18 protein-coding genes are annotated in these 22482 nt (G+C 41.8%); 7 read left to right on the top strand and 11 right to left on the bottom strand.

Annotated elements, in window-relative coordinates:
• Positions 1-7: 7 nt before the first annotated feature.
• Complete coding sequence (locus D0T57_RS04820) at positions 8-868, bottom strand: hypothetical protein (protein ID WP_163271432.1); 861 nt, start codon at positions 866-868, stop codon at positions 8-10.
• Between the two features lie 313 nt (positions 869-1181).
• Here D0T57_RS04820 and pheS point away from each other — a divergent pair, with 313 nt between their 5' ends.
• Entirely contained in the window at positions 1182-2201 is a 1020-nt protein-coding gene (pheS, locus tag D0T57_RS04815) for a phenylalanine--tRNA ligase subunit alpha (RefSeq protein WP_163271430.1), read from the top strand.
• 447 nt (positions 2202-2648) lie between these two features.
• A complete protein-coding gene (locus D0T57_RS04810) occupies positions 2649-4580 on the top strand; it encodes a DUF349 domain-containing protein (RefSeq protein WP_163271428.1) in 1932 nt (643 codons plus the stop codon).
• 58 nt (positions 4581-4638) lie between these two features.
• On the opposite strand, the gene D0T57_RS04805 is transcribed toward D0T57_RS04810, so the two are convergent.
• The 5 genes from D0T57_RS04805 to D0T57_RS04785 form a co-directional block, all read right to left on the bottom strand.
• The gene (locus tag D0T57_RS04805; RefSeq protein WP_163271426.1) at positions 4639-5787 is read right to left on the bottom strand and encodes an iron-containing alcohol dehydrogenase; all 1149 of its coding nucleotides are present in this window, start codon (positions 5785-5787) and stop codon (positions 4639-4641) included.
• A gap of 72 nt (positions 5788-5859) precedes the next feature.
• Entirely contained in the window at positions 5860-6945 is a 1086-nt protein-coding gene (locus D0T57_RS04800) for a glycosyltransferase family 4 protein (RefSeq protein WP_255490499.1), read from the bottom strand.
• Positions 6946-7156: 211 nt separating this feature from the next.
• A complete protein-coding gene (locus D0T57_RS04795) occupies positions 7157-7636 on the bottom strand; it encodes a hypothetical protein (RefSeq protein ID WP_255490498.1) in 480 nt (159 codons plus the stop codon).
• A gap of 31 nt (positions 7637-7667) precedes the next feature.
• Entirely contained in the window at positions 7668-10715 is a 3048-nt protein-coding gene (locus tag D0T57_RS04790; protein WP_163271424.1) for an efflux RND transporter permease subunit, read from the bottom strand.
• Positions 10716-10734: 19 nt separating this feature from the next.
• Positions 10735-11853, bottom strand: coding sequence for an efflux RND transporter periplasmic adaptor subunit (locus D0T57_RS04785; RefSeq protein ID WP_163271422.1), 1119 nt, complete (start codon positions 11851-11853; stop codon positions 10735-10737).
• Positions 11854-12132: 279 nt separating this feature from the next.
• On the opposite strand from D0T57_RS04785, the gene D0T57_RS04780 reads away from it, so the two are divergent.
• The 4 genes from D0T57_RS04780 to nadC all read left to right on the top strand — a co-directional run bounded on the left by D0T57_RS04780 (position 12133) and on the right by nadC (position 17148).
• Positions 12133-13353 carry a hexokinase gene (locus D0T57_RS04780; protein WP_163271420.1) on the top strand — a complete coding sequence of 407 codons (1221 nt, stop codon included), beginning with the start codon at positions 12133-12135 and terminating at the stop codon, positions 13351-13353.
• Between the two features lie 266 nt (positions 13354-13619).
• On the top strand, positions 13620-14621 hold the full coding sequence (gene nadA / locus D0T57_RS04775; protein ID WP_221412284.1) for a quinolinate synthase NadA: 1002 nt from the start codon (positions 13620-13622) through the stop codon (positions 14619-14621).
• A 90-nt stretch (positions 14622-14711) separates the two neighbouring features.
• Entirely contained in the window at positions 14712-16295 is a 1584-nt protein-coding gene (nadB, locus tag D0T57_RS04770) for an L-aspartate oxidase (RefSeq protein ID WP_163271416.1), read from the top strand.
• On the top strand, positions 16282-17148 hold the full coding sequence (nadC, locus tag D0T57_RS04765; RefSeq protein ID WP_163271414.1) for a carboxylating nicotinate-nucleotide diphosphorylase: 867 nt from the start codon (positions 16282-16284) through the stop codon (positions 17146-17148). The genes nadB and nadC overlap by 14 nt, the downstream gene beginning before the upstream one ends.
• Here nadC and D0T57_RS04760 read toward each other — a convergent pair whose 3' ends face one another.
• The 5 genes from D0T57_RS04760 to D0T57_RS04740 form a co-directional block, all read right to left on the bottom strand.
• On the bottom strand, positions 17149-17913 hold the full coding sequence (locus D0T57_RS04760; protein WP_163271412.1) for an exodeoxyribonuclease III: 765 nt from the start codon (positions 17911-17913) through the stop codon (positions 17149-17151).
• 9 nt (positions 17914-17922) lie between these two features.
• Entirely contained in the window at positions 17923-18696 is a 774-nt protein-coding gene (locus D0T57_RS04755; RefSeq protein WP_163271410.1) for an ABC transporter ATP-binding protein, read from the bottom strand.
• The gene (locus D0T57_RS04750) at positions 18693-19439 is read right to left on the bottom strand and encodes an ABC transporter permease (RefSeq protein ID WP_163271408.1); all 747 of its coding nucleotides are present in this window, start codon (positions 19437-19439) and stop codon (positions 18693-18695) included. Before D0T57_RS04750 ends, D0T57_RS04755 begins: the two co-directional genes overlap by 4 nt.
• Before the next feature lie 227 nt (positions 19440-19666).
• Complete coding sequence (locus D0T57_RS04745; protein WP_163271406.1) at positions 19667-20449, bottom strand: formate/nitrite transporter family protein; 783 nt, start codon at positions 20447-20449, stop codon at positions 19667-19669.
• Positions 20450-20597: 148 nt separating this feature from the next.
• Complete coding sequence (locus D0T57_RS04740; RefSeq protein ID WP_163271404.1) at positions 20598-21362, bottom strand: DeoR/GlpR family DNA-binding transcription regulator; 765 nt, start codon at positions 21360-21362, stop codon at positions 20598-20600.
• Positions 21363-21597: 235 nt separating this feature from the next.
• Here D0T57_RS04740 and D0T57_RS04735 point away from each other — a divergent pair, with 235 nt between their 5' ends.
• Positions 21598-22479: a glycerophosphodiester phosphodiesterase family protein gene (locus D0T57_RS04735; RefSeq protein WP_163271402.1), complete on the top strand. Its 882-nt coding sequence runs from the start codon at positions 21598-21600 to the stop codon at positions 22477-22479.
• Positions 22480-22482 lie beyond the last annotated feature (3 nt).

The following is a 22482-nucleotide window of genomic DNA, read 5'->3' as shown; positions in this document are numbered from 1 at the left end:
AAATTATTTATTCAATGTCGGCAGGCTGTTCACTTTTTTCTACAGGAGCAGCTTCTTCTTCCTCATTGCTTTCAGGTTCGGCACTTTTAGCATCGCTGCTGTCATGTACATGATCGTGCTCTTTGGTACTTATATACTTACCTTCATCGAGTCCACGTTCTTTTATAGCTCTGCTTTCGCAACGGCTGCAAAGGCTGTTGATATTTTTCAATTCATGCGCCCGGGCTACTGTTCCTTCGAAAATCTCGTCGGTCTTGTTGGTATTTATATAAGAACAATCGTTGAATAAGTGATATACCTTGCCCGATTTAGTCCAATATACAAAATCGTTCCCGTTGTTCAGCCATTCCACACGATTGGTTTCTTCTGTATATTGTTCTATCGACGGTGGATTGAAGTCGTAGCCTACTATACCTGCAATAACCAATGCCACGGCAGCTATACTTCCCAATATTGCTTTTTGCTTCCCGTCGATATTTTTATTTGTCAGTATTACAATTACCAAAGGCAGGAATGCTATTATGGCAGCAAACAATCCTAGTTGGTTTTGCATAAAAAACTTGAATTTTTGCTTTTCGGAAGCAGGGTCGAGCCTGTTCGACTTTTTCCAAAGCACAGATCCAATAATCACCAGAATGAGATCGACAACAATCAGTCCGATGATTAATATCATATTTACCGGTGGTTTCAATAAGAATATGATTGCTGTAACCTGCGCTGCTATTGCCAGAAACCAAAGTATTCCGGCGATTAACCGTAAGCGCGTTGCACGGCCTTTGCTTTCGGCAGTAGGCACAAATGTTTTAGTTGGGTTTCCCGACGAAGTTTCTCCACCTTCTACACGGGTAATTTTCTTCTTGTTTTCCATTTAAATCTATTTATTTAATTAGGTTCTTTTCTTTTGCAGATGGGGTTATCTGTTTCTCCATTAGTATAACCCATTAGTTTGTGTAATGTTTAAGATATTATATACAAAATTCAGTTTCGCGTTTTAACGTTTGTTTTAACGAAAAGTAAAGATACAATAAAAAATGAGATTAAGAAGTTTTGGCTCTGTTTTTTCAGTTTCAGAAGCAGACAGGGAAGAATAAATGATAATATTTCCTGTCTTTTATCTGGAATAAAGCAAAGAAAGATGTAACTTTGTATCTTATTTTTTGTAAATATTGTAATTAACATATATGATTAACAAGATTAACCAATTACTGTCTGAAATTGACAATCTTAAGGCAGCAAAGGCAGAAGAAATAGAGGCTTTGCGCATTAAATACCTGAGCAAGAAAGGTGAAGTGTCGGCTTTGATGAATGATTTTCGCAATGTGGCGGCAGACCAGAAACGCGAAGTTGGTATGAGGCTAAACGAGCTGAAAGAAAAGGCTCAGGATAAAATAAACCAACTGAGGGAGTCGCTCGAAAACAATCAGGCGTCTGACGATGCTATAGACCTTACGCGTACGGCTGCGCCTATTGCTTTAGGTACACGCCATCCGATTTCTATTGTGAAGAAGGAAATCTGCGACATCCTTCGCAAGCTTGGATTCTCCATTGCCGAAGGGCCTGAAATAGAAGATGATTGGCACGTATTTTCGGCGCTTAATTTTGCCGACGACCATCCGGCCCGCGATATGCAGGATACATTTTTTATTGCCCGCAATCCCGAAGTGCTTTTACGTACTCACACCTCGTCGGTGCAGACTAGGGTTATGGAAAAACAGCAACCACCTATCCGTATCATTTGTCCGGGACGTGTCTATCGTAACGAAGCCATATCGTACCGTGCACATTGTTTCTTCCATCAGGTAGAGGCACTATACATAGACAAGAATGTGTCTTTTGCCGACTTGAAGCAAGCCTTGCTGTTTTTGGCGAAAGAGTTGTTCGGCGCTGATACAAAGATACGTCTGCGTCCGTCATATTTTCCCTTTACCGAACCAAGTGCCGAGATGGATATTTCGTGTAATATCTGCGGAGGCAAGGGGTGTCCGTTTTGCAAGCATACAGGTTGGGTAGAGATACTAGGATGCGGTATGGTCGATCCGAATGTATTGGAAAGCTGCGGGATAGACAGTCGCGTTTATACCGGATATGCCCTTGGTATGGGTATAGAACGTATTACTAACTTGAAATACAGGGTGAGCGACCTGCGTCTGTTCTCGGAAAATGACAAACGTTTCCTCGAACAATTCGAAAGTGCTAATTGATTTGGGTAACTATATCGCTTTTACAATATTTTAAGTTGATTTTTCAACCTGAATGATAAAGCATTATGGAAAAAGGTATCAAATGGCGATTTGTTTTTCCGACAAAACTTCAAAAATATCTTTACTATAATTACCCAAGTTTGTTTTAGGGGGGCTGTCCTTCAGACAATAATAATAGTCTGTAGAAGCCGGGTAGATTGTTGTGTATTCGCAATGCGATTATCTCATTTTTGTCTAAGTAGCTGTTAGTAAATATCTCATATCCCGAAAAACTTCTGTTTTTTTGATGAAAACCGATTTGTGATATTTTCTAACAGTTGCTTACATTCAGGCTTTTTTGCAGGCAAAAATGAAAAAACTTAACATTGCTCTCTTTTGTTACAAAAAAAAACACTAATTTGGCGAGTGAAAAACATAGGGTTTACCCCTTATTAAAAAACTAACTATATGAATGAGATCCTAGAACCCGGATTGCCAGCCGATAAGCCAACAGGGGAGATTAAAAACGATGAGGTGAATGCTGTAGTAGAAAATGCTCCGCAACAAGAGCTTGCAGTAGATGAATCTGTGGAAACAGTACTTGTCGAAGAAACTCCATCTGTGGAAGAAAGCGTGCAGCCCGAGGAGCCAGCTACAGAGCCGTCGGAGATTAAACATGAATCTTTGACGAAAGAAGAAATTATAGAAAAACTGAAGAATCTGGCTTTGCAAGAAGAGGTTCCTCCACGTTCGGAAACCGAGGCTTTGAAACAGGCTTTTTACCGTTTGCGACTGGCTGATGTAGATGCACAGAAAGCGACATACCTGGAAGCCGGTAATGATCCTGGCAATTTTGTACCTGCGCCAGATCCATCAGAAGAAGTGCTGAAAACATTCCTTAACGATATCAAGCAGAAGCGTGCTGCCCATGTTGCCGAAGAGGAAAGGCTGAAAGAAGAGAATTATAAGAAGAAACTTCAGATAATAGACTCTATCAAAAACCTGACTGAGAGTTCAGACGATTTCAATAAGCTATATAAAGAGTTTAAAGACCTGCAACAACAATGGAATGATATTTCGCAAGTTCCTCAGGCAAAGGTGAAAGACTTGTGGAAATCGTACCAGATATATACAGAGAAGTTTTACGACCTGATAAAAATCAATAATGAGTTTCGCGATTATGACTTCAAGAAAAACCTTGAACTGAAAATGGCGATAATAGAATCGGTAGAAAAATTGGTAGAAGATGAAGACTCTGTTTCAGCATTCCACCAATTGCAAAACTTCCACCAGCAATGGAGGGATATAGGGCCGGTAGCCAGGGAATTGCGCGAAGAAATATGGGTGCGATTCAAAGACGCATCTACCCAGATCAACAAGAATTACCAGACACACTTCGAATCGCTGAAAGGAAAAGAAGAAGAAAACCTGGCGGCTAAGAACGAAATCTGTGAAGCCCTTAAAGCCATCGACTACGATACATTGAAGACATTTAAGGATTGGGACGAGAAAAGTAAAGAAGTGATAGAGCTACAAGCTAAATGGAAGACTATCGGATTCGTTCCAAGGCGGATAAATACCCAAATATTCGAAGAGTTTCGTTCTCTTTGTGATACGTTTTTCGAAAAGAAAAGCGAGTTTTTCAAAGGAGTAAGGGAAGATATGGATGCCAACCTTGAGAAGAAACGGGAGTTGGCAGAGCAAGCAAAGGCATTGAAAGACAGTACCGATTGGAAATCGACAACAGATAAGTTGATTGCGATACAAAAGGAATGGAAAACGATAGGCCCCGTGCCTCGTAAATATTCGGATGCCATCTGGAAAGAGTTTGTAACGGCTTGCGACTACTTCTTCGAGCAAAAGAAAAAGAACGATTCAACTCAAAAGACAGAGGAACTGGCTAATCTGGAAGCAAAGAAGGCAATTATTGAAAAAATAAAGAGCCTGGACGAGTCGAAGGAATCTTCCGAATTGGTTGCAGAGCTGAAAGAGCTTGCAGACGAATGGCACAACGTAGGTTTTGTTCCATTCAAGGAAAAAGACAAGATTTATAAGGAGTTCCATCAAGCTGTAGATGCTCATTACGACCGTCTGAAGATCAACAGGACAGAGCGCAGATTCGAGTCTTTCAAGTCGAACGTGAAAGATATGGCGAAACAGGATAATCCGAAAAGGGTTTTGTATAAGGAGCGCGACCATTTGATGCACCAGTACAATAAGTTGAAATCGGATTTGCAGACTTACGAAAACAATATGAACTTCCTGTCGGTATCGTCGAAGGGGGGTAGCGGTTTGCTCAAAGATGTCAACCTGAAGATAGACAGTCTGAAAAATGAATTGGAGCTACTCGTGAAGAAGATTGAGACTGTTGATGAAAACCTGAATGAATTGGAGAAATAAATCCGGCTTAATATACATTAGAAGGTGTCCTTCTGGGGACACCTTCTCCTTCTATGTCCTATTTTCTCAATGTAAGGATTTCTCTTACCACCTCCGATGTGATATTATGAGATTCGCCCAACATCCATCCTCTTTGCGATAGCCTGTTTACTACCTTGTCGATAGCTTCGCTGCCCAATCCGTAATCCGACAGGTGGGTTTTTACTCCCATTTCCTCAAAGAATCCTTCCACAGCCTCTATCGTCTTTTCTATGGCATTGCCACCCTCTATGCCGAAAACCTCTTTGCCGAGGCGGGTTATCTTTTTGGCTTTCTGTTCCTGCAGCACGGTCATTACACCCGGCAATACGACAGCAAGCGTCTGGGCATGGTCTAATCCGTAAAAAGCAGTTATTTCGTGCCCTATCATATGTGTAGCCCAATCTTCGGGCACGCCGCAGGCAATCCATCCGTTGAGCGCCCATGTAGAAGCCCACATCAGGTTGGCACGTACATCGTAATCGGTAGGATTGGCCAATGCCTTCGGCCCTTCGCTTACCAGCGTTTTTACTATTGCCTCCGCCATATAATCCTGTAGAAGCGAATCTCCTTGATTATAAGTGAGGTATTGCTCCATAACATGCACAAAGGCATCTACTACCCCGTTGCCTATCTGGCGGACAGGCATGGAGAAAGTGGCGGTAGGGTCGAGAACCGAAAACCGGGGAAAGGTAAGCGGGGAATTGAAAGCCAGTTTATCTTCGGTTTCGGCACGGGTAATTACTCCGCCTGAGTTCATTTCAGAGCCAGTAGCAGGCAATGTTATAATGTCGCCAAAAGGAAGAGCTTTCGCCACTTTTGCTCCTTTCGATAATATTTGCCAAGGGTCTCCGCCTTCGAAACAAGCTGCTGCTGCGATAAATTTAGTAGCATCCAGTACAGAGCCTCCACCTACTGCAAGCAGGAAGTTGATGCCTTTATCCTTAATCATGGCAACAGCCTTCATACATGTCTCATAATGCGGGTTGGGTTCTATTCCTGAAAATTCGTGCCACTCGTAGCCTTCAAGTGCTTTTACTGCTTGGTCGTAGACTCCATTTTTCTTAATACTCCCTCCGCCATAAATCATTAATACTTTGCTCCCTTGAGGGATTTCATTTGCTATTTGCCCGATAGTCTCTTTCCCGAAGATGATTTTTACGGGATTCACCATTGAAAAATTTTCCATACTATATCTATTTTATATACTGATTTTCAACTAAAGAAAACTATGTAATATTCTGTTTGCTATATAGTTAAATTATAAATCTTTTAGCAGACTGATAATTATCCCCTCCATTTTGTCTACAGCATTCTCCCATTTGAAGCGTTGCACATAGCTGTTGCCATTCTTGGCCAAAGCGATACGGTATTCATTGTCCCTTACTAGCGAAATTATTTTGTCGGCCATCATCCGGGCGTTGCCCGGCTCTACGAGCAATGCCGTTTTGCCATCGAATGCGTATTCCTTATGCCCTTCTATATCGGTGCCTACAAGGGCACATCCGCAAAACATAGATTCTACCGATACCAGTCCGAAGCCTTCGGTAAAGCTGTTGGATATGAAAATGGCATTGCGGTTGTACAAGTCGCTCAAAGCATCAGGATTCCTGTAATACTTTATCCATTCGGGCAGATTGTCGGGGGCGGGGGAGATGCCAAACAATTCGACCTGCAATTCGGGAATTTCTTCCTTTACCATGCCTAAAGCCTCCAGTCCATACTTCGAACCTTTTATCTCCTGAATGGAATACATCATAGCTACCGATAGCGGATTGCGGCTCTCTATTTCATCTTTCACATAATATATACCGGTGTCTATGCCGTTTTCTATCAGTTCCACACGGTTGTTGGTAAAGTGCTTTACCTTTTTTTCGAGGTAAGAGGCTACCACCACATTCACAGTGTCGAGCATGTTGTATGACTTATGTAGCAGATCTTCGTGTCCTTCCCAATTTTCGAAACCTTGTATCAGGTTTATCTTTCTTCCTTTCGAGGGGCTAAGGCTCCCCATTTCCAATGCTGTAGCCCACCATGTGGCTATCACAATGTCGGCATTCTGCACATACTTGTCTTTTACCGAGGGGGCATACGACATCGTAATGTCAGGCAGGAACTCGAACCATTTGTCGTGCGAAAAACCTTCTATCTTCGACAATATATATCTGGCAATATAAGGAAGGCGGTACTCCATATATGGTGTCTTGATGGGGAATGTAAGATGTACCTGATATCCTCTGGCCGATAAACGATTGGCATATTCATACATCACACGGAATCCCCCTGCCGGGCGGCGTGGCTTGAAAGGCAGTATGAAGTTTATCTTGGTTTTTTTTGCTGTCATCATAATAGAAACGACTTGTTACTTTTTCATTCGAGGCGGATTCTGTCCGTCTTGAAACTGTTATTGTTTTAACCTATTTTTACAATATATAGTTAAAAAGTAACACAAGTAACAGTTTTTCGTATATTTTTCGCTTGTTACATTTTTTCTTCAAATTTATAAATAGTTTATGGTATCTATAGATAAAATTATGAAGGAAATGTGATCTCTATTTTTAATTTTTGTCGCCAACTATTATTTTTTTTCTTGTCAATCCTTTTTTCAACAAAGAAAATCGTGTTACGAAATGGACAATAAGCAATATTACCATAATAAGACCTAACCGATAATGCCACAATCCGGTAGCAGAATTTCCGCCATCGGCAAACAGTACAAGAATGATACCCGTTATTACCAATGCCAGAAATAAGATGGATAGAGCTACTGTCACTTTACTTTTCTTCGCTAAACCTTTTTTCAACAGTCCTTTGTACCATCCCCAATGAGCTTTTATATGCAGCCATCCTGCAATAAGGGAAATAATGCTGACAATGATATGAAAGTGCGCCCAAGACGACCATATATCATGGTTGCCGACGTCGCCAGCTATATGAAGCTTCAATCCGCTGTATGTTACCAATATAAATATTGGTATAAGTATTAAATCTACAATAAAGACGGATTTTCCTTTTGTCAATGAGATTTTATTCGGCATAATTTATCTGCATTTAGAGTCTTTTTTAATTTTATTTTTTTTCCAACCGTTTTACCTCTTTCTTCTTTCTGTCGGTAGAGATATACAGATACATGGTAGGCACAACAAATATGGTAAGCAGGGTAGAGAACACCATTCCTCCGATCACTGCCACCCCCATAGCCATACGTCCGTTAGCCCCTTCGGCACTGGCAAAAACCAGTGGTAACAATCCCAATACGGTAGAGAAACTTGTCATCAATATCGGACGAAGGCGTTGTACAGCAGCACCCTGTATAGCTTCGAGTTTGCTCATACCTGTTTCTTGCCGTTGGTTGGCAAATTCTACAATCAATATACCATTCTTAGCCACAAGCCCTATAAGCATTATAATACCTATCTGGCTGAAAATATTCATCGTCACATCTTTGCTGTACATAAAGAGCAATGCTCCTACTATAGCCAAAGGTACAGTAAGCATTATAACCAGAGGGTCTTTGAAGCTTTCGAACTGTGCAGCCAATATCAGGAATATCAATACGATGGCTAAGACAAACGCAAAAACAAGGCTCGACGAACTTTCTCTAAAGTCTTTCGAATCTCCTGCCAATGCTGTACGGAATGTTTCATCGAGTGTTTCTTTGGCTATGCGATCCATTTCGTCGAGGCCTGCGCCAATGGTTACACCCGGCGATAATCCGGCTGTAACCGTGGCCGAGTTGAAGCGGTTGTACCTGTATAATTGAGGAGGGGCAACACTCTCTTCCAATCGTACAATATTATCCATCTGGATCATATTTCCCGAAAGGTTTTTCAGGTATATAGATTTCAGGTCGAGGGGAGTATTCCGCTGTTGGCGGTTTATCTCGCCCAAAATCTGATATTGCTTACCATTCATATAGAAATAACCCATCCGTTGCCCGCTGAGCGCGTATTGCAGAGTCTGTCCTATATCGCGTGTGCTGACGCCAAGTAGTGCAGCCTTATCCCTGTCGATAATAATACGGGTTTCCGGCTTTGTAAACTTCAGATTCACGTCAGCCATCTGAAACATCGGGCTTTCTTGCACCTTACGCATAAATTCAGGGATAAATTCCTCAAGTTTCTGTATGTTAGGTGCTTGTAATACGTATTGTATGGGCATACTCGAACGGCGTCCGCCGAAAGTAGACTGTTGTTGTACGAATGCACGCGCTTCGGTCTGTGGGCGTACTGCTTTTGTCAGTTCGTCAGCTATCTCCATCTGACTACGTTTTCGGTCTTTTATATCGGGCAAAGCCAGATTGACCATTCCTCCGCCTGTCCATACACGTAATGTATTTATCCGTCTTTCGGGAGCTATAGAGTCGGCTATGCGGGATATCTTTTGTGTATAATCCCTCATAAACTCATATGTTGCCCCCTGTGGCCCACTTGTCCTTACTGTTATTTGCGACCGGTCTTCCAATGGAGCCATTTCGGATGGGATGACAGATATAAGATATACTATGCCGATAAGAGTTGCTGCTATTACAGGCCATACAACGAATCTGGCTTTCAGAAATTTTTCAAGCCCTTTTTGATAACTGAAGGTCATCCCTTCGAAAAAAGGTTCAGTTTTTCGATATAGCCATCCCGGATTATCCCTTCTTTTCAATAGCTTGGTCGATAGCATTGGTGTGAATGTAAGAGCTACGAAAGAGGATATCACTACCGCTCCTGCAATTACAATACTAAATTCGCGGAAAAGCCTTCCGGTCATACCTTCGAGAAAGACTATAGGGAAGAATACGGCAACCAACGTAATGGTAGTAGATACTACTGCGAAGAATATCTCTTTCGACCCTTCAATACCTGCTTCGCGAGGACTCATGCCGTTTTCTATTTTCAAATAGATATTTTCGGTGACCACAATGGCATCGTCTACAACCAGCCCAACCGAAAGGACTACGGCAAGCATAGACAATACGTTGATGGAGAAACCTGCGACATACATCACAAAGAATGCCCCGACCAGCGAAACTGGAATTACTACGCATGGAATAAGGGTCACACGCCAGTCGCGCAGAAACAGAAATATGATTACAACAACCAGCAGGAAGGCTATATATATAGTTTCCTCTACTTCGGCAATCGAGGCACGGATAAATTTCGTATTATCGAAAGCCACATCGAGTATAACATCTTCGGGCAAATCTTTTTTCAATTGTTCGAGGCGCACCATTGTTTCGTCAGATATTTCGATCTGGTTGGCTCCCGGCTGTGGAATAATAACTGTACTCACAGCAGGAATGCCATTGCGGCGCATAATACTCCTGTGGTCTTCCGTACCCAGTTCGGCGATGCCGATATCGCGGAAACGCACAACATTATAATTATCTTCTTTGATAATCATATTGTTGAACTCTTCGGGTGTCTGCATCAATCCCAATGTACGGATACTAAGTTCGAGGGCATCGCCTTCGATACTACCAGAGGGCAATTCTACATTTTCCCTGTCGAGTGCATTTTTTACATCCATAGGAGTGATTCCATACGAAGCCATTTTCAATGGGTCGAGCCAGAGTCGCATAGAGTAACGGTTTTGCCCCCATATTTCCACGGCACTTACGTTCGGTATGGTTTGCAACCTCTCCTTTACCGTAAGTTCCGCTATTTCACTCAATTCGAGCAACGACCGCTTTTCGCTTTGTATACTTATTTGTATGATGGGCGAAGCGTCTGCATCGGCTTTCGATACAGTAGGCGGGTCTACATCACGCGGCAGGTAACGTTGGGCACGCGATACCTTATCACGTACATCGTTGGCGGCGGTTTCCATATCTACCGATAATTCGAACTCTATAATGATACGGCACGATCCCTGGCTGCTGGTACTCGACAGCGAGCGGATACCGGGTATCCCGTTTATGTTTTGCTCCAGCGGCTCGGTAATCTGGTTTTCTATTATTTCGGCATTTGCACCGGGATACGATACATTTACCGATATTATGGGGTTGTCTATATTGGGGTATTCGCGGACACCTAAATAGGTATAACCAATAAAACCTAAAAGAAAAATGATCAACACGATCACTGTAGCAAGTACAGGACGCCTGATACTAAGTTCGGATATTGTCATGTATATCTTGGCTTTTTATCTAATTTATATCTTGATTGCTATCTGTAATGTTGTCTATCACTACCGGCAGACCGTCGCGCAACTGCATTACCCCGGTAGTGAGCAGCGTGTCTCCGGCACTTAGCCCGTCGATGATTTGCAGCGATGTGGCAGTACGCATTCCTTTCCTTAGCACTACCTGATGCGCTTTGCCTCCCTTATATACATACGCGATGTCGCGGCCCAATTCGGCGATGACCGATAAACTGGGCACTACGAGTGCATTTTTTATTTCCTGTGTTTCTATTTCTACATTGATAGATTGCCCCGGTTTCAGTTGTCCGCCCGGATTTGGATATAAGGCACGGGCTTTCAATGTAAGAGTAGACCTGTCGAGATTCGATTCTACGGCATATACACTCGCTCTGTATTTATTCAGGTCGTTGTCGATAGTAAATAATATAGGTGTTCCTGCTTTCACATCATTTATATTCGACTCGTTTACCGAAAATTCTATTTTCAAAGGAGATATTTTTGTAAGCCTCGATACGATGATTGTGGGCGAAGCATATGTTCCTTCACTAACAAGGCGCAGCCCGATGACACCATCGAAAGGTGCCCGGAGTTCGGTTTGGGATATGCGCGATTTTACCAATTCTATATCGGCCTTCAGTTTTTCCAATTCGGTATTTACCGATTCATATGCTTCCTGGCTCACGGCATCCTTTGCCAACAAAGCTTTTTGGCGATATACGCGGTCTTGTGCCAGAGGTATTTGTGCTTCCAATTTTTTTAGTTCGGCTTGCAATGGCTTGTCGTTTACTTTTGCCAACAGTTGCCCCTTGCGTACAGCCGAACCTTCCTTGAAGTGTATTTCCGTAATTTTCCCTGATGTTTCGAACGATAAATCTACCTCTTCGTCGGGTATCAACAGCCCTTTTGCCCTTATATAATCTTTCAGGGTTTCGGGTTTCAATATTATTGCATTTACATTCAATGGCTTGCGCCCTGTACTTCCACCTCCTTTCTGTTGTGGCAGAGGAGTCTCGGTGTCTTTTATTTCTGCCGATATCAGGTTTTTGACAGGGGAATATAAAGCCATTGCAGCTATAATAAGTGCAATAATAACAATGAGGATAATTTTCGTTTTTTTAGTCATAAGATTATACTTCGTATTTTAATCTACTACACATTATAGTATCACCCAAATGCGACAAATCGGGGGCGAAAAGGTTTAAAATAAAACCTTAAATTTAAGGTTTATTAACATCTACAAACATTCGTTAATGAGAGTCTGAGCAAGAAAAACAAAAGTTTCCGTTTGAGTGATAAAATTACTTATTTAGATCAATATAATTATGTATTTATGACAAAAAGTTAATATAGATTTTTACCTTTGTACATCTAAGAACCTTTTTTTAATAAAAAAATACCATCGATGAAGAAGAATATCTTTCAATTAAAAAAGAAGCAATTGGTAGACATTGCCAAAGACCTACAAAAGAAGGTGGAAAGCGGATTGGAAAAAGATGATACCGAAATTGCTTGCCTTCCTACATTTATTAACCCTAAAGCCGAAATCAAAGAAGGGCAGTCTACTGTTCTCGATCTTGGGGGAACAAATTACCGGGTAGCCGTTGTCGATTTCAAAGACGGAAAAGCGACTATTCACCCTGAGAACGGATGGAAAAAGGATTTGTCGGTAATGAAGGAAGAAGACTTTACCGAAGAAGACCTGTTTAAAGAGCAGAACGACCCGATAAAAGAAATTAAGCGGACGAAAGAAATGCCTATCGGCTATTGTTTTTCATATCCTGCAAAATCGTTGCCTAATGGCGATGCAGAGTTGCTCTATTGGACAAAAGACGTAAATATAGAAGAAATGGTAGGCTCTAAAGTAGGAGAACGTCTTTTGGGGTATCTGAATAAGGAGAACAAACCCAAATTTACAGGTATAAAGGTAATCAACGATACTGTTGCCAGCCTTTTCGCCGGATTGACAGACAACAGCTACGATGCCTATATAGGCCTTATAGTAGGCACAGGAACTAATATGGCAACATTTGTACCAGCCGAAAAGATAAAAAAAATAAAAGGTGAAAAGGGAGAAGGTGAAAAAATTACGGGGCTTATCCCTATAAACCTGGAGTCAGGCAACTTCAATCCTCCACACCTTACATCTATCGACGAAAATGTAGATGCTCTTTCGGGTTCACGCGGATCGCAGCGTTTCGAAAAAGCAGTGTCGGGTATGTATCTGGGCGAAATACTGAAGGCTGTATTCCCTTGCGACGAATTTGAAGCAAGATTCGATGCCCAAAAGCTTACTAGCATAATGAACTACCCCGATCGCCACAAAAAGAAGTATGTAGACGTATCGCGCTGGATATACAAGCGTTCGGCGCAATTGGTAGCTGCATCGCTTGCCGGGCTGGTAGCCGTAATGGTGAAACACAATAAGAGTATAAAGAAAATACGCCTTGTTGCTGAAGGTAGCCTTTTCTGGAGCGAGTACCGCAAAGGAAAAGACTATAAAGACCTTGTAGTGGAAGAGTTGCAGGCTTTGCTAATAGAAATGAATATAAAGGACGTTTCTGTAGATGTAGCCCAAATGGATAACGCAAACCTTATAGGTTCGGCAATAGCAGCTTTATCTTAGTAACTGTTAGGAAATAAAGATTTTAGAGAAAGTATCAAAGAATAATTTCAGTCTGTCGTGTTGAAAGAGGCTTTTTACTCTATGCTCAGGATGACAAGATAGTAAGAATTATTTTTTGATACTTTCTTTTTTTATTCTGGTATAATTTCCAACACAAACCAAACATCTTACCTCAGTTTCTTCTTTAGAGGGTGGTGTAAATCACTTTTTATGAGTATTTTTGTGCCCAAAATCAGACAAGTTGCACATAGCTATTGAATAATATGATGAATCTTGACAATGCAATATCCAATCTTCAGGCAAAAGGCTATCTGGATATTGAAATTCCCAAAGGAACAGGCCTGATAGAAGAGATAAACCGCATGCGCAAGGAAAAAAATGCGATTATCCTTGCCCATTATTACCAGACGGGAGACATTCAGGATATAGCCGATTTCTTAGGCGATAGCCTTCAACTGGCTCGCGAAGCGGAGAAGACCGATGCCGACCTTATTGTATTTTGCGGAGTGCATTTCATGGCAGAAACAGCCAAGATACTAAACCCTGCGAAGAAAGTCGTATTACCCGATTTACTTGCAGGATGTTCGCTAGCCGATTCTTGTTCGGGAGAGGGATTGCGCGAGTTAAGGAAGCAGCATCCTAATGCAATAGTGGTAAGCTATATAAACTGCGACTCGTCGGTAAAGGCCGAAAGCGATATAATCGTTACATCGTCCAACGCCCGGCATATAATAGACTCATTGCCTGAGGATCAGGAAATAATTTTCGCTCCCGACCGCAACTTGGGGCGATATATCAATCAGGTTACAGGACGCAATATGATACTTTGGGACGGTGCTTGCATCGTACATGAAGCCTTTTCGCTGGAAAAGATTGCACAGCAAATGCTCGATAATCCGGAAGCACGGTTGATAGCACACCCCGAAGCGCAAAAGCCGGTATTGCAGGTCGCTCATTATGTGGGTTCTACAGCTAATATGCTCAATTATGTAGCCGACAGCGAATATCAGGAATTTATAGTGGCAACAGAAGAAGGAATATTGCACGAAATGCGTAAACGCGCACCTCATAAGAAGCTTATTCCGGCACTTACCATAGACGATACCTGCAATTGCAGCGAATGTCATTTTATGAAACTCAACACAATGCAGAAACTTTACCTGTGTATGAAATATGAGTTGCCGGAAATAACAATGGATGAAGAAATAAGGCTGAAAGCCCTGCGTCCGATAAATAGGATGCTCGAACTTTCGAAAGCGATAAAATAATTAATTAAGAATTAAAAATGAAGAGTTTAAAATTATTACACATATTTTACCACTTTGTTCATTTTTAATTCCTCATTCTTAATTAAACAAATGATATACACAGATGTATTGGTAATAGGCTCGGGGATATCGGGATTGTCGTATGCTCTTAAAATAGCTGCGCAACGTCCCGAAACGAAAATAACGGTTATTACCAAATCGGACGACGAAGAATCGAATACAAAATATGCACAAGGCGGCGTAGCTGTTGTTACCGACTTCACCAAAGACAGCTTCGACAAGCATATCGAAGACACCCTGCGTGCAGGTGATGGGTTGTGCAAACGCGAAGTGGTAGAAGTAGTTGTAAAAGAAGGCCCTGAGCGTATCCGCGAGATAGTGGAGTGGGGGGCAAACTTCGACAAGAACGATATGCTCGATTACGATCTGGGGCGCGAAGGCGGACACACCGAAAACCGTGTAGTGCATTACAAAGATGTGACAGGAGCAGAAATCGAGCGGGCATTGCTCAAAGCTATGAAAGGGCTCGAAAATGTAGAACTGCTCAATCACCACTATGTTATCGACCTTCTTACCGAACATCAGGTGCCCGATGCTGAGTTCGACAAATACAATCTGAATTGCTACGGGGCTTATGTTTTAGACTTAAAGACCAGGCAGATAAAAAAAATGTCGGCAAAAATCACCCTGATGGCAACAGGCGGTTGCGGGCATGTATATAAAAATACGACTAACCCCACTATTGCTACAGGCGATGGTATAGGGTTGGCACACAGGGCAAAAGCCAAGATAAGCAATATGCAGTTTATCCAGTTTCACCCCACAGCATTTTATAGCCCGATTACAGGACAATTACCACTGATATCGGAGGCTGTAAGGGGATTCGGAGCAAAACTCCGGACGGCTTCGGGCGAACCTTTTATGCACAAATATGACGATAGGGAAGAACTGGCTTCGCGCGATATAGTAGCCCGTGCTATCGACAGCGAGATGAAACTGCGGGGCAATGATTATGTATGCCTTGACTGCCGTCATCTGGATCATCAGAAATTCATGGAGCATTTTCCTAATATCTATAAACAGTGTAAGGATGCGGGTCTGGATATGTTTCGCGACCTGATACCTGTAGTACCTGCAAGCCACTATCTATGCGGTGGTATAGATGTCGACCTGTTCGGCCAGAGCACGATAAAAAATATGTTTGCCGTGGGCGAATGTTCAAATACGGGGCTGCACGGTGCAAACCGCCTTGCCTCAAATTCGCTGCTCGAAGCACTTGTATTTGCTCACCGGGCAGCCTTGAAGACGATAGAACGGCTCGAGGAAGACAACTTCAATTACGAACAGCTACACAAGATACCCGAATGGAATCAGGAGGGAATGAAGGTAAACGAAGAGATGGTACTGCTCAACTATCTCAGAAAAGAGTTGCAAACTTTGATGAGCGACCTTGTAGGCATTGTGCGCAGCAACAGGCGGCTAAAATTGGCGAAACAAAAGGAAGAAGAAATATACCGTTCGGTAAAGGAGATATACAATTTTTCAATCCTTTCGCCGCAATTATCCGAACTGCGTAATCAGGCTAGTATTGCGTACCTGATTATTACCCAGAGCATGGAGCAAAAAGAAAACAAAGGCACATTCTATAATAAAGACTTGGATGAAAAAAAATAGACCACCTTACGTTACCGACGAACGATTGTACAAATTCATAGACGCGGCAATAAAAGAAGATGTAGGCGATGGCGACCATTCTACATTGGCCAGCGTACCTGCCGACCTGCAACAAAGAGCACGACTGCTGATAAAACACGATTGCATACTTGCCGGAGTAGAACTGGCGCAGGAAATCTTCCACTACTATGATAAAGACCTGGAAATAGAGTTCTTCAAAAATGACGGAGATAGTGTAAAAGAGGGAGACGTTGCTTTTATAGTTTCGGGTTCGGCACAATCTATCTTAACAATGGAACGCCTGGTACTCAACTGTATGCAGCGAATGAGCGGCATAGCTACTTATACTCGCGAAATGGTTGGCTTGCTTGCCGATACAAATACACGCATATTGGACACCCGTAAGACATCTCCTATTTTCCGTATGTGCGAAAAATGGGCTGTATATATCGGCGGCGGACAAAATCACCGTTATGGTTTGTTCGATATGATAATGCTGAAAGACAATCACAACGACTATGCGGGAAGCATAACCAAATCGGTAGAAGCCACTGTGAAATATCTGAAAGAGAAGGGGAAAGACCTGAAAATAGAAGTGGAAACCCGTAACCTGGACGAAGTAAAAGAAGCGTTGGCAACCAATGCTGTCGATATAATAATGCTCGACAATATGTCGCTGTTCGAGATGTCTGCAGCCGTGCAACTAATCAATGGAGCAGCAAAAGTAGAAGCATCGGGCGGTATAACAAAAGAAACCGTACACGATATAGCACAGACTGGGGTAGACTACATATCCTCAGGTGCAATAATATATGCAGCGCCAAATATCGACCTTAGCCTGAAAGCTTTCTGACTAAAAATCCATTTCTACGAGGATGGGGCAGTGGTCGGAGAAGGTTATCTCGTTCAAGATATATGAATTTGTCAGGCGGGATTTTGCCTCTTCCGTTATTATATGGTAATCGATGCGCCAGCCAAGGTTTTTTGCTCTCGCCCCTGCGCGGTAGCTCCACCATGTATATTTTTCGGCACTCTGGTCGTAAACGCGGAAAGTGTCAACCATGCCCAAGCTGATAAATTCATCGAACCACTGGCGTTCTTCCGGAAGAAAACCTGAACTTTTGGTGTGGCGTTCGGGGTGGTTTATATCAATAGGTTTGTGGCAAATATTATAATCTCCGCATATTAATAATTGCGGGCGTTCTTTTCTCAGTTCGTTAATAAAAAGGGTAAAGTCGGCAAGAAATTTCATTTTTACATCCTGACGGACATCGCCCATCGTTCCCGAAGGTATATATACGCAAATAACAGTCATATCGCCGTAGTCGGCACGAAGCACGCGCCCTTCCTTGTCGTACACAGGCATACCCATACCCACTTTTACCAGATCCGGTTTCTTCTTGGTTATGATAGCTACGCCACTGTATCCTTTCTTTTCTGCCGGATGAAAATAATAATGATATCCAAGCGACTGTAGCGAAAGAACGTCGATTTGCTCCTCTGTCGCTTTTATCTCCTGCAAACAAAGGATATCCGGCGATTCTTTTTCGAGCCATTCGTACAAACCTTTGCTTGCGGCTGCACGTATTCCGTTTACATTATAAGATATTATTTTCATCTCAGTATTTTATGTTAATTTGATGCCTTCGTTTTCGGCTGCTTTTACTTTTTTGAAGAGGTCGGAAGCAAAGACAAAATCGTTAAAGGATTCATTGGTCGACGACATTACGTCTCCACTGCTTCCCTGCCATTCCAATACTCCTTCTTTGATGAAGTTGATACGTTCGCCGATACCCATTACCGAGTTCATATCATGCGTATTGATTACGGTGGTTATTTTATATTCCTTAGTGATGTCGTGGATCAGTTCGTCAATAACCAACGATGTTTGCGGGTCGAGCCCTGAGTTTGGTTCGTCGCAAAACAAATATTTCGGATTAAGGGCTATTGCGCGGGCTATAGCCGAACGTTTCATCATCCCCCCACTAATCTCGGAAGGGTATAAGTGCCCGGCATCGGAAAGGTTTACACGGTCGAGGCAAAATTGCGTACGTTTGTTTTGCTCAGCTTTCGACATGTTTGAAAACATCATCAACGGGAATCCTACATTTTCGAAAACGGTCATTGAGTCGAACAGTGCCGATCCTTGAAAGATCATACCCATTTCCTGGCGGAGGGCTTTCATTTCGTTGGTCTTCATCCTTGTCAGGTCGCGCCCGTCGTATAAAATACTTCCACTCGTAGGGCGCATCAGTCCGACGAGGTTTTTAAGCAAGACAGTTTTACCCGATCCGCTTCGCCCGATAATGAGGTTTGTTTTTCCGGCCTCGAATATGATATTGATATCTTTCAATACCTCCCTGCCTTCAAACGATTTATATAAATTCTTTACTTCTATCATGACATCATCAATTGTGTGAGCAATAAGTCGGCAACAAGTATAAGTATGCTGCTCATTACCACCGAATCTGTACTGGCTTTACCTACATCGAGCGACCCTCCTTTTGCCGTATATCCGTAGAATGAGGCTATAGAGGCTATGATGAAAGCAAATACAATTGTCTTCACGATTGCATACCAGACATAAAATTCTTTGAAGAAAAACTGCAATCCGTACTGGAAGGTGTCGGCAGGCATCACATCGCCGATTATACAAACGCCAAATCCACCGATCACACCAAAAAACATACTCATTATTACAAGTACAGGTATGAAAATCATCAAACCAATGATTTTGGGTAAAATGATGTAGTTTGCCGAATTTACCCCCATTATCTCCAAAGCATCTATTTGCTCGGTAACTTTCATAGTACCTATTTCCGATGCGATATTCGACCCCACCTTTCCGGCAAGGATAAGGCACATAATAGTAGATGAAAATTCGAGTATCAATATCTCGCGCGATACATATCCCACAGTATAACGGGGCATAAAGGGCGAATCAATATTGAGTTTTATTTGTACAACAATCACCGCACCGATAAAAAATGAGATAATCACCACTATCCATATCGAATTTATCCCCAGTTTGCTGACTTCGGTAAGCAACTGACGAACAAAGACACTCCATTTTTGAGGTTTGGTCAGGACTTTCTGCATCAGTAATACATAAAATCCTAACTTTTCGAATAATGCAGTCAACATATATTATATAGTTCTGTTATTGTAATAATTTCTTAAAGCCTGACAAAGATACGCTTTTTTTATAAAATTATTTTTTCTCCGGCAGTTTACGAAGCCTCCATAGTGATTTTTTATCAATATTTTAGCATATAAGATACACACCTACAATCAGTAAACGTATTTATAAAAGATTAGTTCTGTTTTTGTTTTATAAAGGTTGTTAACAACTTTTTATGTATAGACAGTTATTATTTTTTCATATACACATACCAATATGCACATCCTACCAATCCCATACCCCCAATAATATTGCCTATGGTGGCCGGAATAAGGTTGTTTACTATAAAGTTGCTCCATAAAATATCGGCGCCCGTATATATGGCAGCAGGAATGAAAAACATATTGGCAATGGAGTGTTCGAAGCCAAGGGTAACGAAAAGCATAACCGGAATCCATATACCTATACTTTTGCTCATAATGTCTTTTCCTGCATATCCCATCCATGTGCCCAGGCAAACAAGCCAGTTGGCTCCGATACCTTTTATCAGCACCTTGCAGAAATCCTGATTTGCTTTTGCTTCACTATAATTGTGCAGGTACGAGAGCCAGGGATCATATGATATTATCCCCGTTTGGTATGTCATGAAATAGGCAATAAATTGTGTACCTACAAAATTGAAGAAGTAAGACAATATCAAGATTTTGAGTACCGATTTCATTTTTATCTGTTTATCCAGATAGGGGAGAATCATGCCTGTGCAATCGCTGGTAAATAAATCGGCACCGGCTACCGAAACCATAATCAGCCCGACAGGAAACAAAGCTCCTGCTGCAAATTTTACCAATCCCGGATTTTCTGCGCCTATACCCGGCATACCTCCAGCGACCATAACGCTGAGCAACCCGCCAAAAGCAATAAACGTTCCGCCCAGAAAAGCTAGGATTGCAAACCTGGATAACGGGGTCTGGGTCTTATTTATACCTGTCAATGAGAATGTTTGTGCAATATCTTTGGGGCGGCTGTAAGTCATATCTTTAATTTTAGCGCACAAAGATATTAAAAATAAATAAAATATTTACCTATTGCTTGTAAATGCTGCTAGCCGATAGCATAAAGAAAAAGCCTTGATAGCATCCACTACCAAAGCTCTTCTGTAAAAGGTTGTATTAAATTCTTGTTTATGTAATAATTAATTCGATACCGGCATCCTCTATAGCCTTTGCCATCGACGGCGATATCCCGGCATCCGTTATTATTGTATCTATTTTATCCAGATTGCATATTTTGCCGAAGCCTTTTCTTCCGAATTTGGACGAATCGCACAGTACTATTGTTTTCAGGGCAATCCCCATCATAGCCTTATTCAGTTCAGCTTCTTCGAGATTCGATGTCGTTACACCGAAGTCGGGATCGACACCGTCCACTCCCAGAAATAATTTAGAGCAGGTAATGTCATTCAGGAATCCCAACGTGTAATTGCCTATCACCGACATCGAGCGGCGGCGGAAATTGCCTCCCAGTTGTAGTATATTAATATTTTCCTGGTCGCAGAGAATGAGCGTCGCTTTTAACGAAGCCGTTACCACCATCAGCTGGCCTTTAGCTTTTATTTGTTCGGCAAAAGTGCAGATAGTAGATCCGGAGTTCATTATTATCGAATCATTTTCTTCTATCAGTTGGGCGGCAACGATTCCGATTCGTTTCTTTTCCGATATATTGATTTTTTCTTTTTCGCTTACATTCCTGTCTCCGGTATGCGGATTTACAGGGCTGGCACTTCCATGTGTACGGTATAGCAACCCTTTTTGTTCCAATAGTTTCAGGTCTTTCCGTATCGTTACTGTAGTTACATTCAACAGCTCTGCTATATCTATAACTTTAATAAACCCTTCCTTATTCAGTACTTCCAGGATGTATTTATGCCTTTCTGCTATGCTCAACATATTAAAAGTATATATTGTTAATTATTACTATATACAAAGAAAAGAAATAAAACGGATAAAACAAAATGTAAAACGAAGCCGTTTATTATTGTTTTTTTAATACAAAAGAAAGATAATGAAAATAAAGTTTCGTTTTGTTGTGTATTTTTCGAAATAAAACTATATTTGTGTGCAGAATAAAAAAATAAAGGTTTGTTTTAGTTAATATTTAAATAGATAAACTTAGTATAATATTATGAAACAAAATGTTCTTATATCAATCTTAATATTTATATGCCTGGCGTTGGTTGCTTCTGATGCGCATTCTCAGCATTACCTGAGTTTCGAAAACACAACCAGCCTAAAGCGGTTTTTCTCCCATAAGCCCGATAATGCTATAATAATAAGCGGTCACCGGGGTGGGAGAGAAAAGGGGTTTCCCGAAAATAGTATCGAAGGCTTCGAAAATGTGTTAAGCAAATTGCCTGCAATTTTCGAAATAGACCCCCGGCTAACAAAAGATAGTGTTATTGTCTTGATGCACGACAGAACACTGGAGCGGACTACTACAGGCAAGGGTAAGGTTTCGGATTATACATGGAGCGAACTGAAAGCTGTCAGGCTCAAAGATTCGGAAGGGAATATTACCCCATTCAGGATCCCTCTATTGGAAGATGTTATCATATGGAGCAAAGGAAAGACGATTGTCAACCTTGACAAAAAAGATGTGCCCCTGCATATGATAACCGCTTTGATAAAAAAGCACGATGCCGAAAAACATGTAATGCTCACAGTGCATACGGGAGCACAAGCACGCTATTACTACGATCGCCTTCCGGATGTTATGTTTTCGGTGTTTGCACGCAACGAGAAGGAATATGAAGACATAGCAATAAGCGGTGTTCCGTGGCAAAATATGATAGCATATGTAGGAGCCACAATCGACGAAAAGAATGCCGCTGTTGTAGAAAAACTGCGTAAGAACGGTGTTCGCTGCATGGTTTCATTTGCTCCCACCCACGATAAACTGGAAACAAAAGAGATGCGAAAAGAAGCATACAAAAAAGAAATAATGAAAAGACCGGATATTATAGAAACGGATATCCCTATTGAACTCGGAGAATTGTTGAGAAAGTAAAAT

This window comes from Dysgonomonas sp. 511 (assembly GCF_010501105.1).
Classification (GTDB): domain Bacteria; phylum Bacteroidota; class Bacteroidia; order Bacteroidales; family Dysgonomonadaceae; genus Dysgonomonas.
The sequence above is the reverse complement of the archived record's forward strand: the minus strand, read 5'-3'. Positions and strand labels throughout refer to the sequence as shown.

Bases quoted from the DNA above. Each gene is read 5' to 3' on its own strand.
- D0T57_RS04785 (WP_163271422.1), bottom strand. From the start codon at position 11,853: ATGACTAAAAAAACGAAAATTATCCTCATTGTTATTATTGCACTTATT.
- D0T57_RS04795 (WP_255490498.1), bottom strand. From the start codon at position 7,636: ATGCCGAATAAAATCTCATTGACAAAAGGAAAATCCGTCTTTATTGTA.
- D0T57_RS04755 (WP_163271410.1), bottom strand. From the start codon at position 18,696: ATGATAGAAGTAAAGAATTTATATAAATCGTTTGAAGGCAGGGAGGTA.
- nadB (WP_163271416.1), top strand. From the start codon at position 14,712: ATGATATACACAGATGTATTGGTAATAGGCTCGGGGATATCGGGATTG.
- D0T57_RS04735 (WP_163271402.1), top strand. From the start codon at position 21,598: ATGAAACAAAATGTTCTTATATCAATCTTAATATTTATATGCCTGGCG.
- D0T57_RS04780 (WP_163271420.1), top strand. From the start codon at position 12,133: ATGAAGAAGAATATCTTTCAATTAAAAAAGAAGCAATTGGTAGACATT.
- nadC (WP_163271414.1), top strand. From the start codon at position 16,282: ATGAAAAAAAATAGACCACCTTACGTTACCGACGAACGATTGTACAAA.
- pheS (WP_163271430.1), top strand. From the start codon at position 1,182: ATGATTAACAAGATTAACCAATTACTGTCTGAAATTGACAATCTTAAG.
- D0T57_RS04745 (WP_163271406.1), bottom strand. From the start codon at position 20,449: ATGACTTACAGCCGCCCCAAAGATATTGCACAAACATTCTCATTGACA.
- D0T57_RS04800 (WP_255490499.1), bottom strand. From the start codon at position 6,945: ATGATGACAGCAAAAAAAACCAAGATAAACTTCATACTGCCTTTCAAG.
- D0T57_RS04805 (WP_163271426.1), bottom strand. From the start codon at position 5,787: ATGGAAAATTTTTCAATGGTGAATCCCGTAAAAATCATCTTCGGGAAA.
- nadA (WP_221412284.1), top strand. From the start codon at position 13,620: ATGAATCTTGACAATGCAATATCCAATCTTCAGGCAAAAGGCTATCTG.
- D0T57_RS04760 (WP_163271412.1), bottom strand. From the start codon at position 17,913: ATGAAAATAATATCTTATAATGTAAACGGAATACGTGCAGCCGCAAGC.
- D0T57_RS04740 (WP_163271404.1), bottom strand. From the start codon at position 21,362: ATGTTGAGCATAGCAGAAAGGCATAAATACATCCTGGAAGTACTGAAT.
- D0T57_RS04810 (WP_163271428.1), top strand. From the start codon at position 2,649: ATGAATGAGATCCTAGAACCCGGATTGCCAGCCGATAAGCCAACAGGG.
- D0T57_RS04790 (WP_163271424.1), bottom strand. From the start codon at position 10,715: ATGACAATATCCGAACTTAGTATCAGGCGTCCTGTACTTGCTACAGTG.
- D0T57_RS04750 (WP_163271408.1), bottom strand. From the start codon at position 19,439: ATGTTGACTGCATTATTCGAAAAGTTAGGATTTTATGTATTACTGATG.
- D0T57_RS04820 (WP_163271432.1), bottom strand. From the start codon at position 868: ATGGAAAACAAGAAGAAAATTACCCGTGTAGAAGGTGGAGAAACTTCG.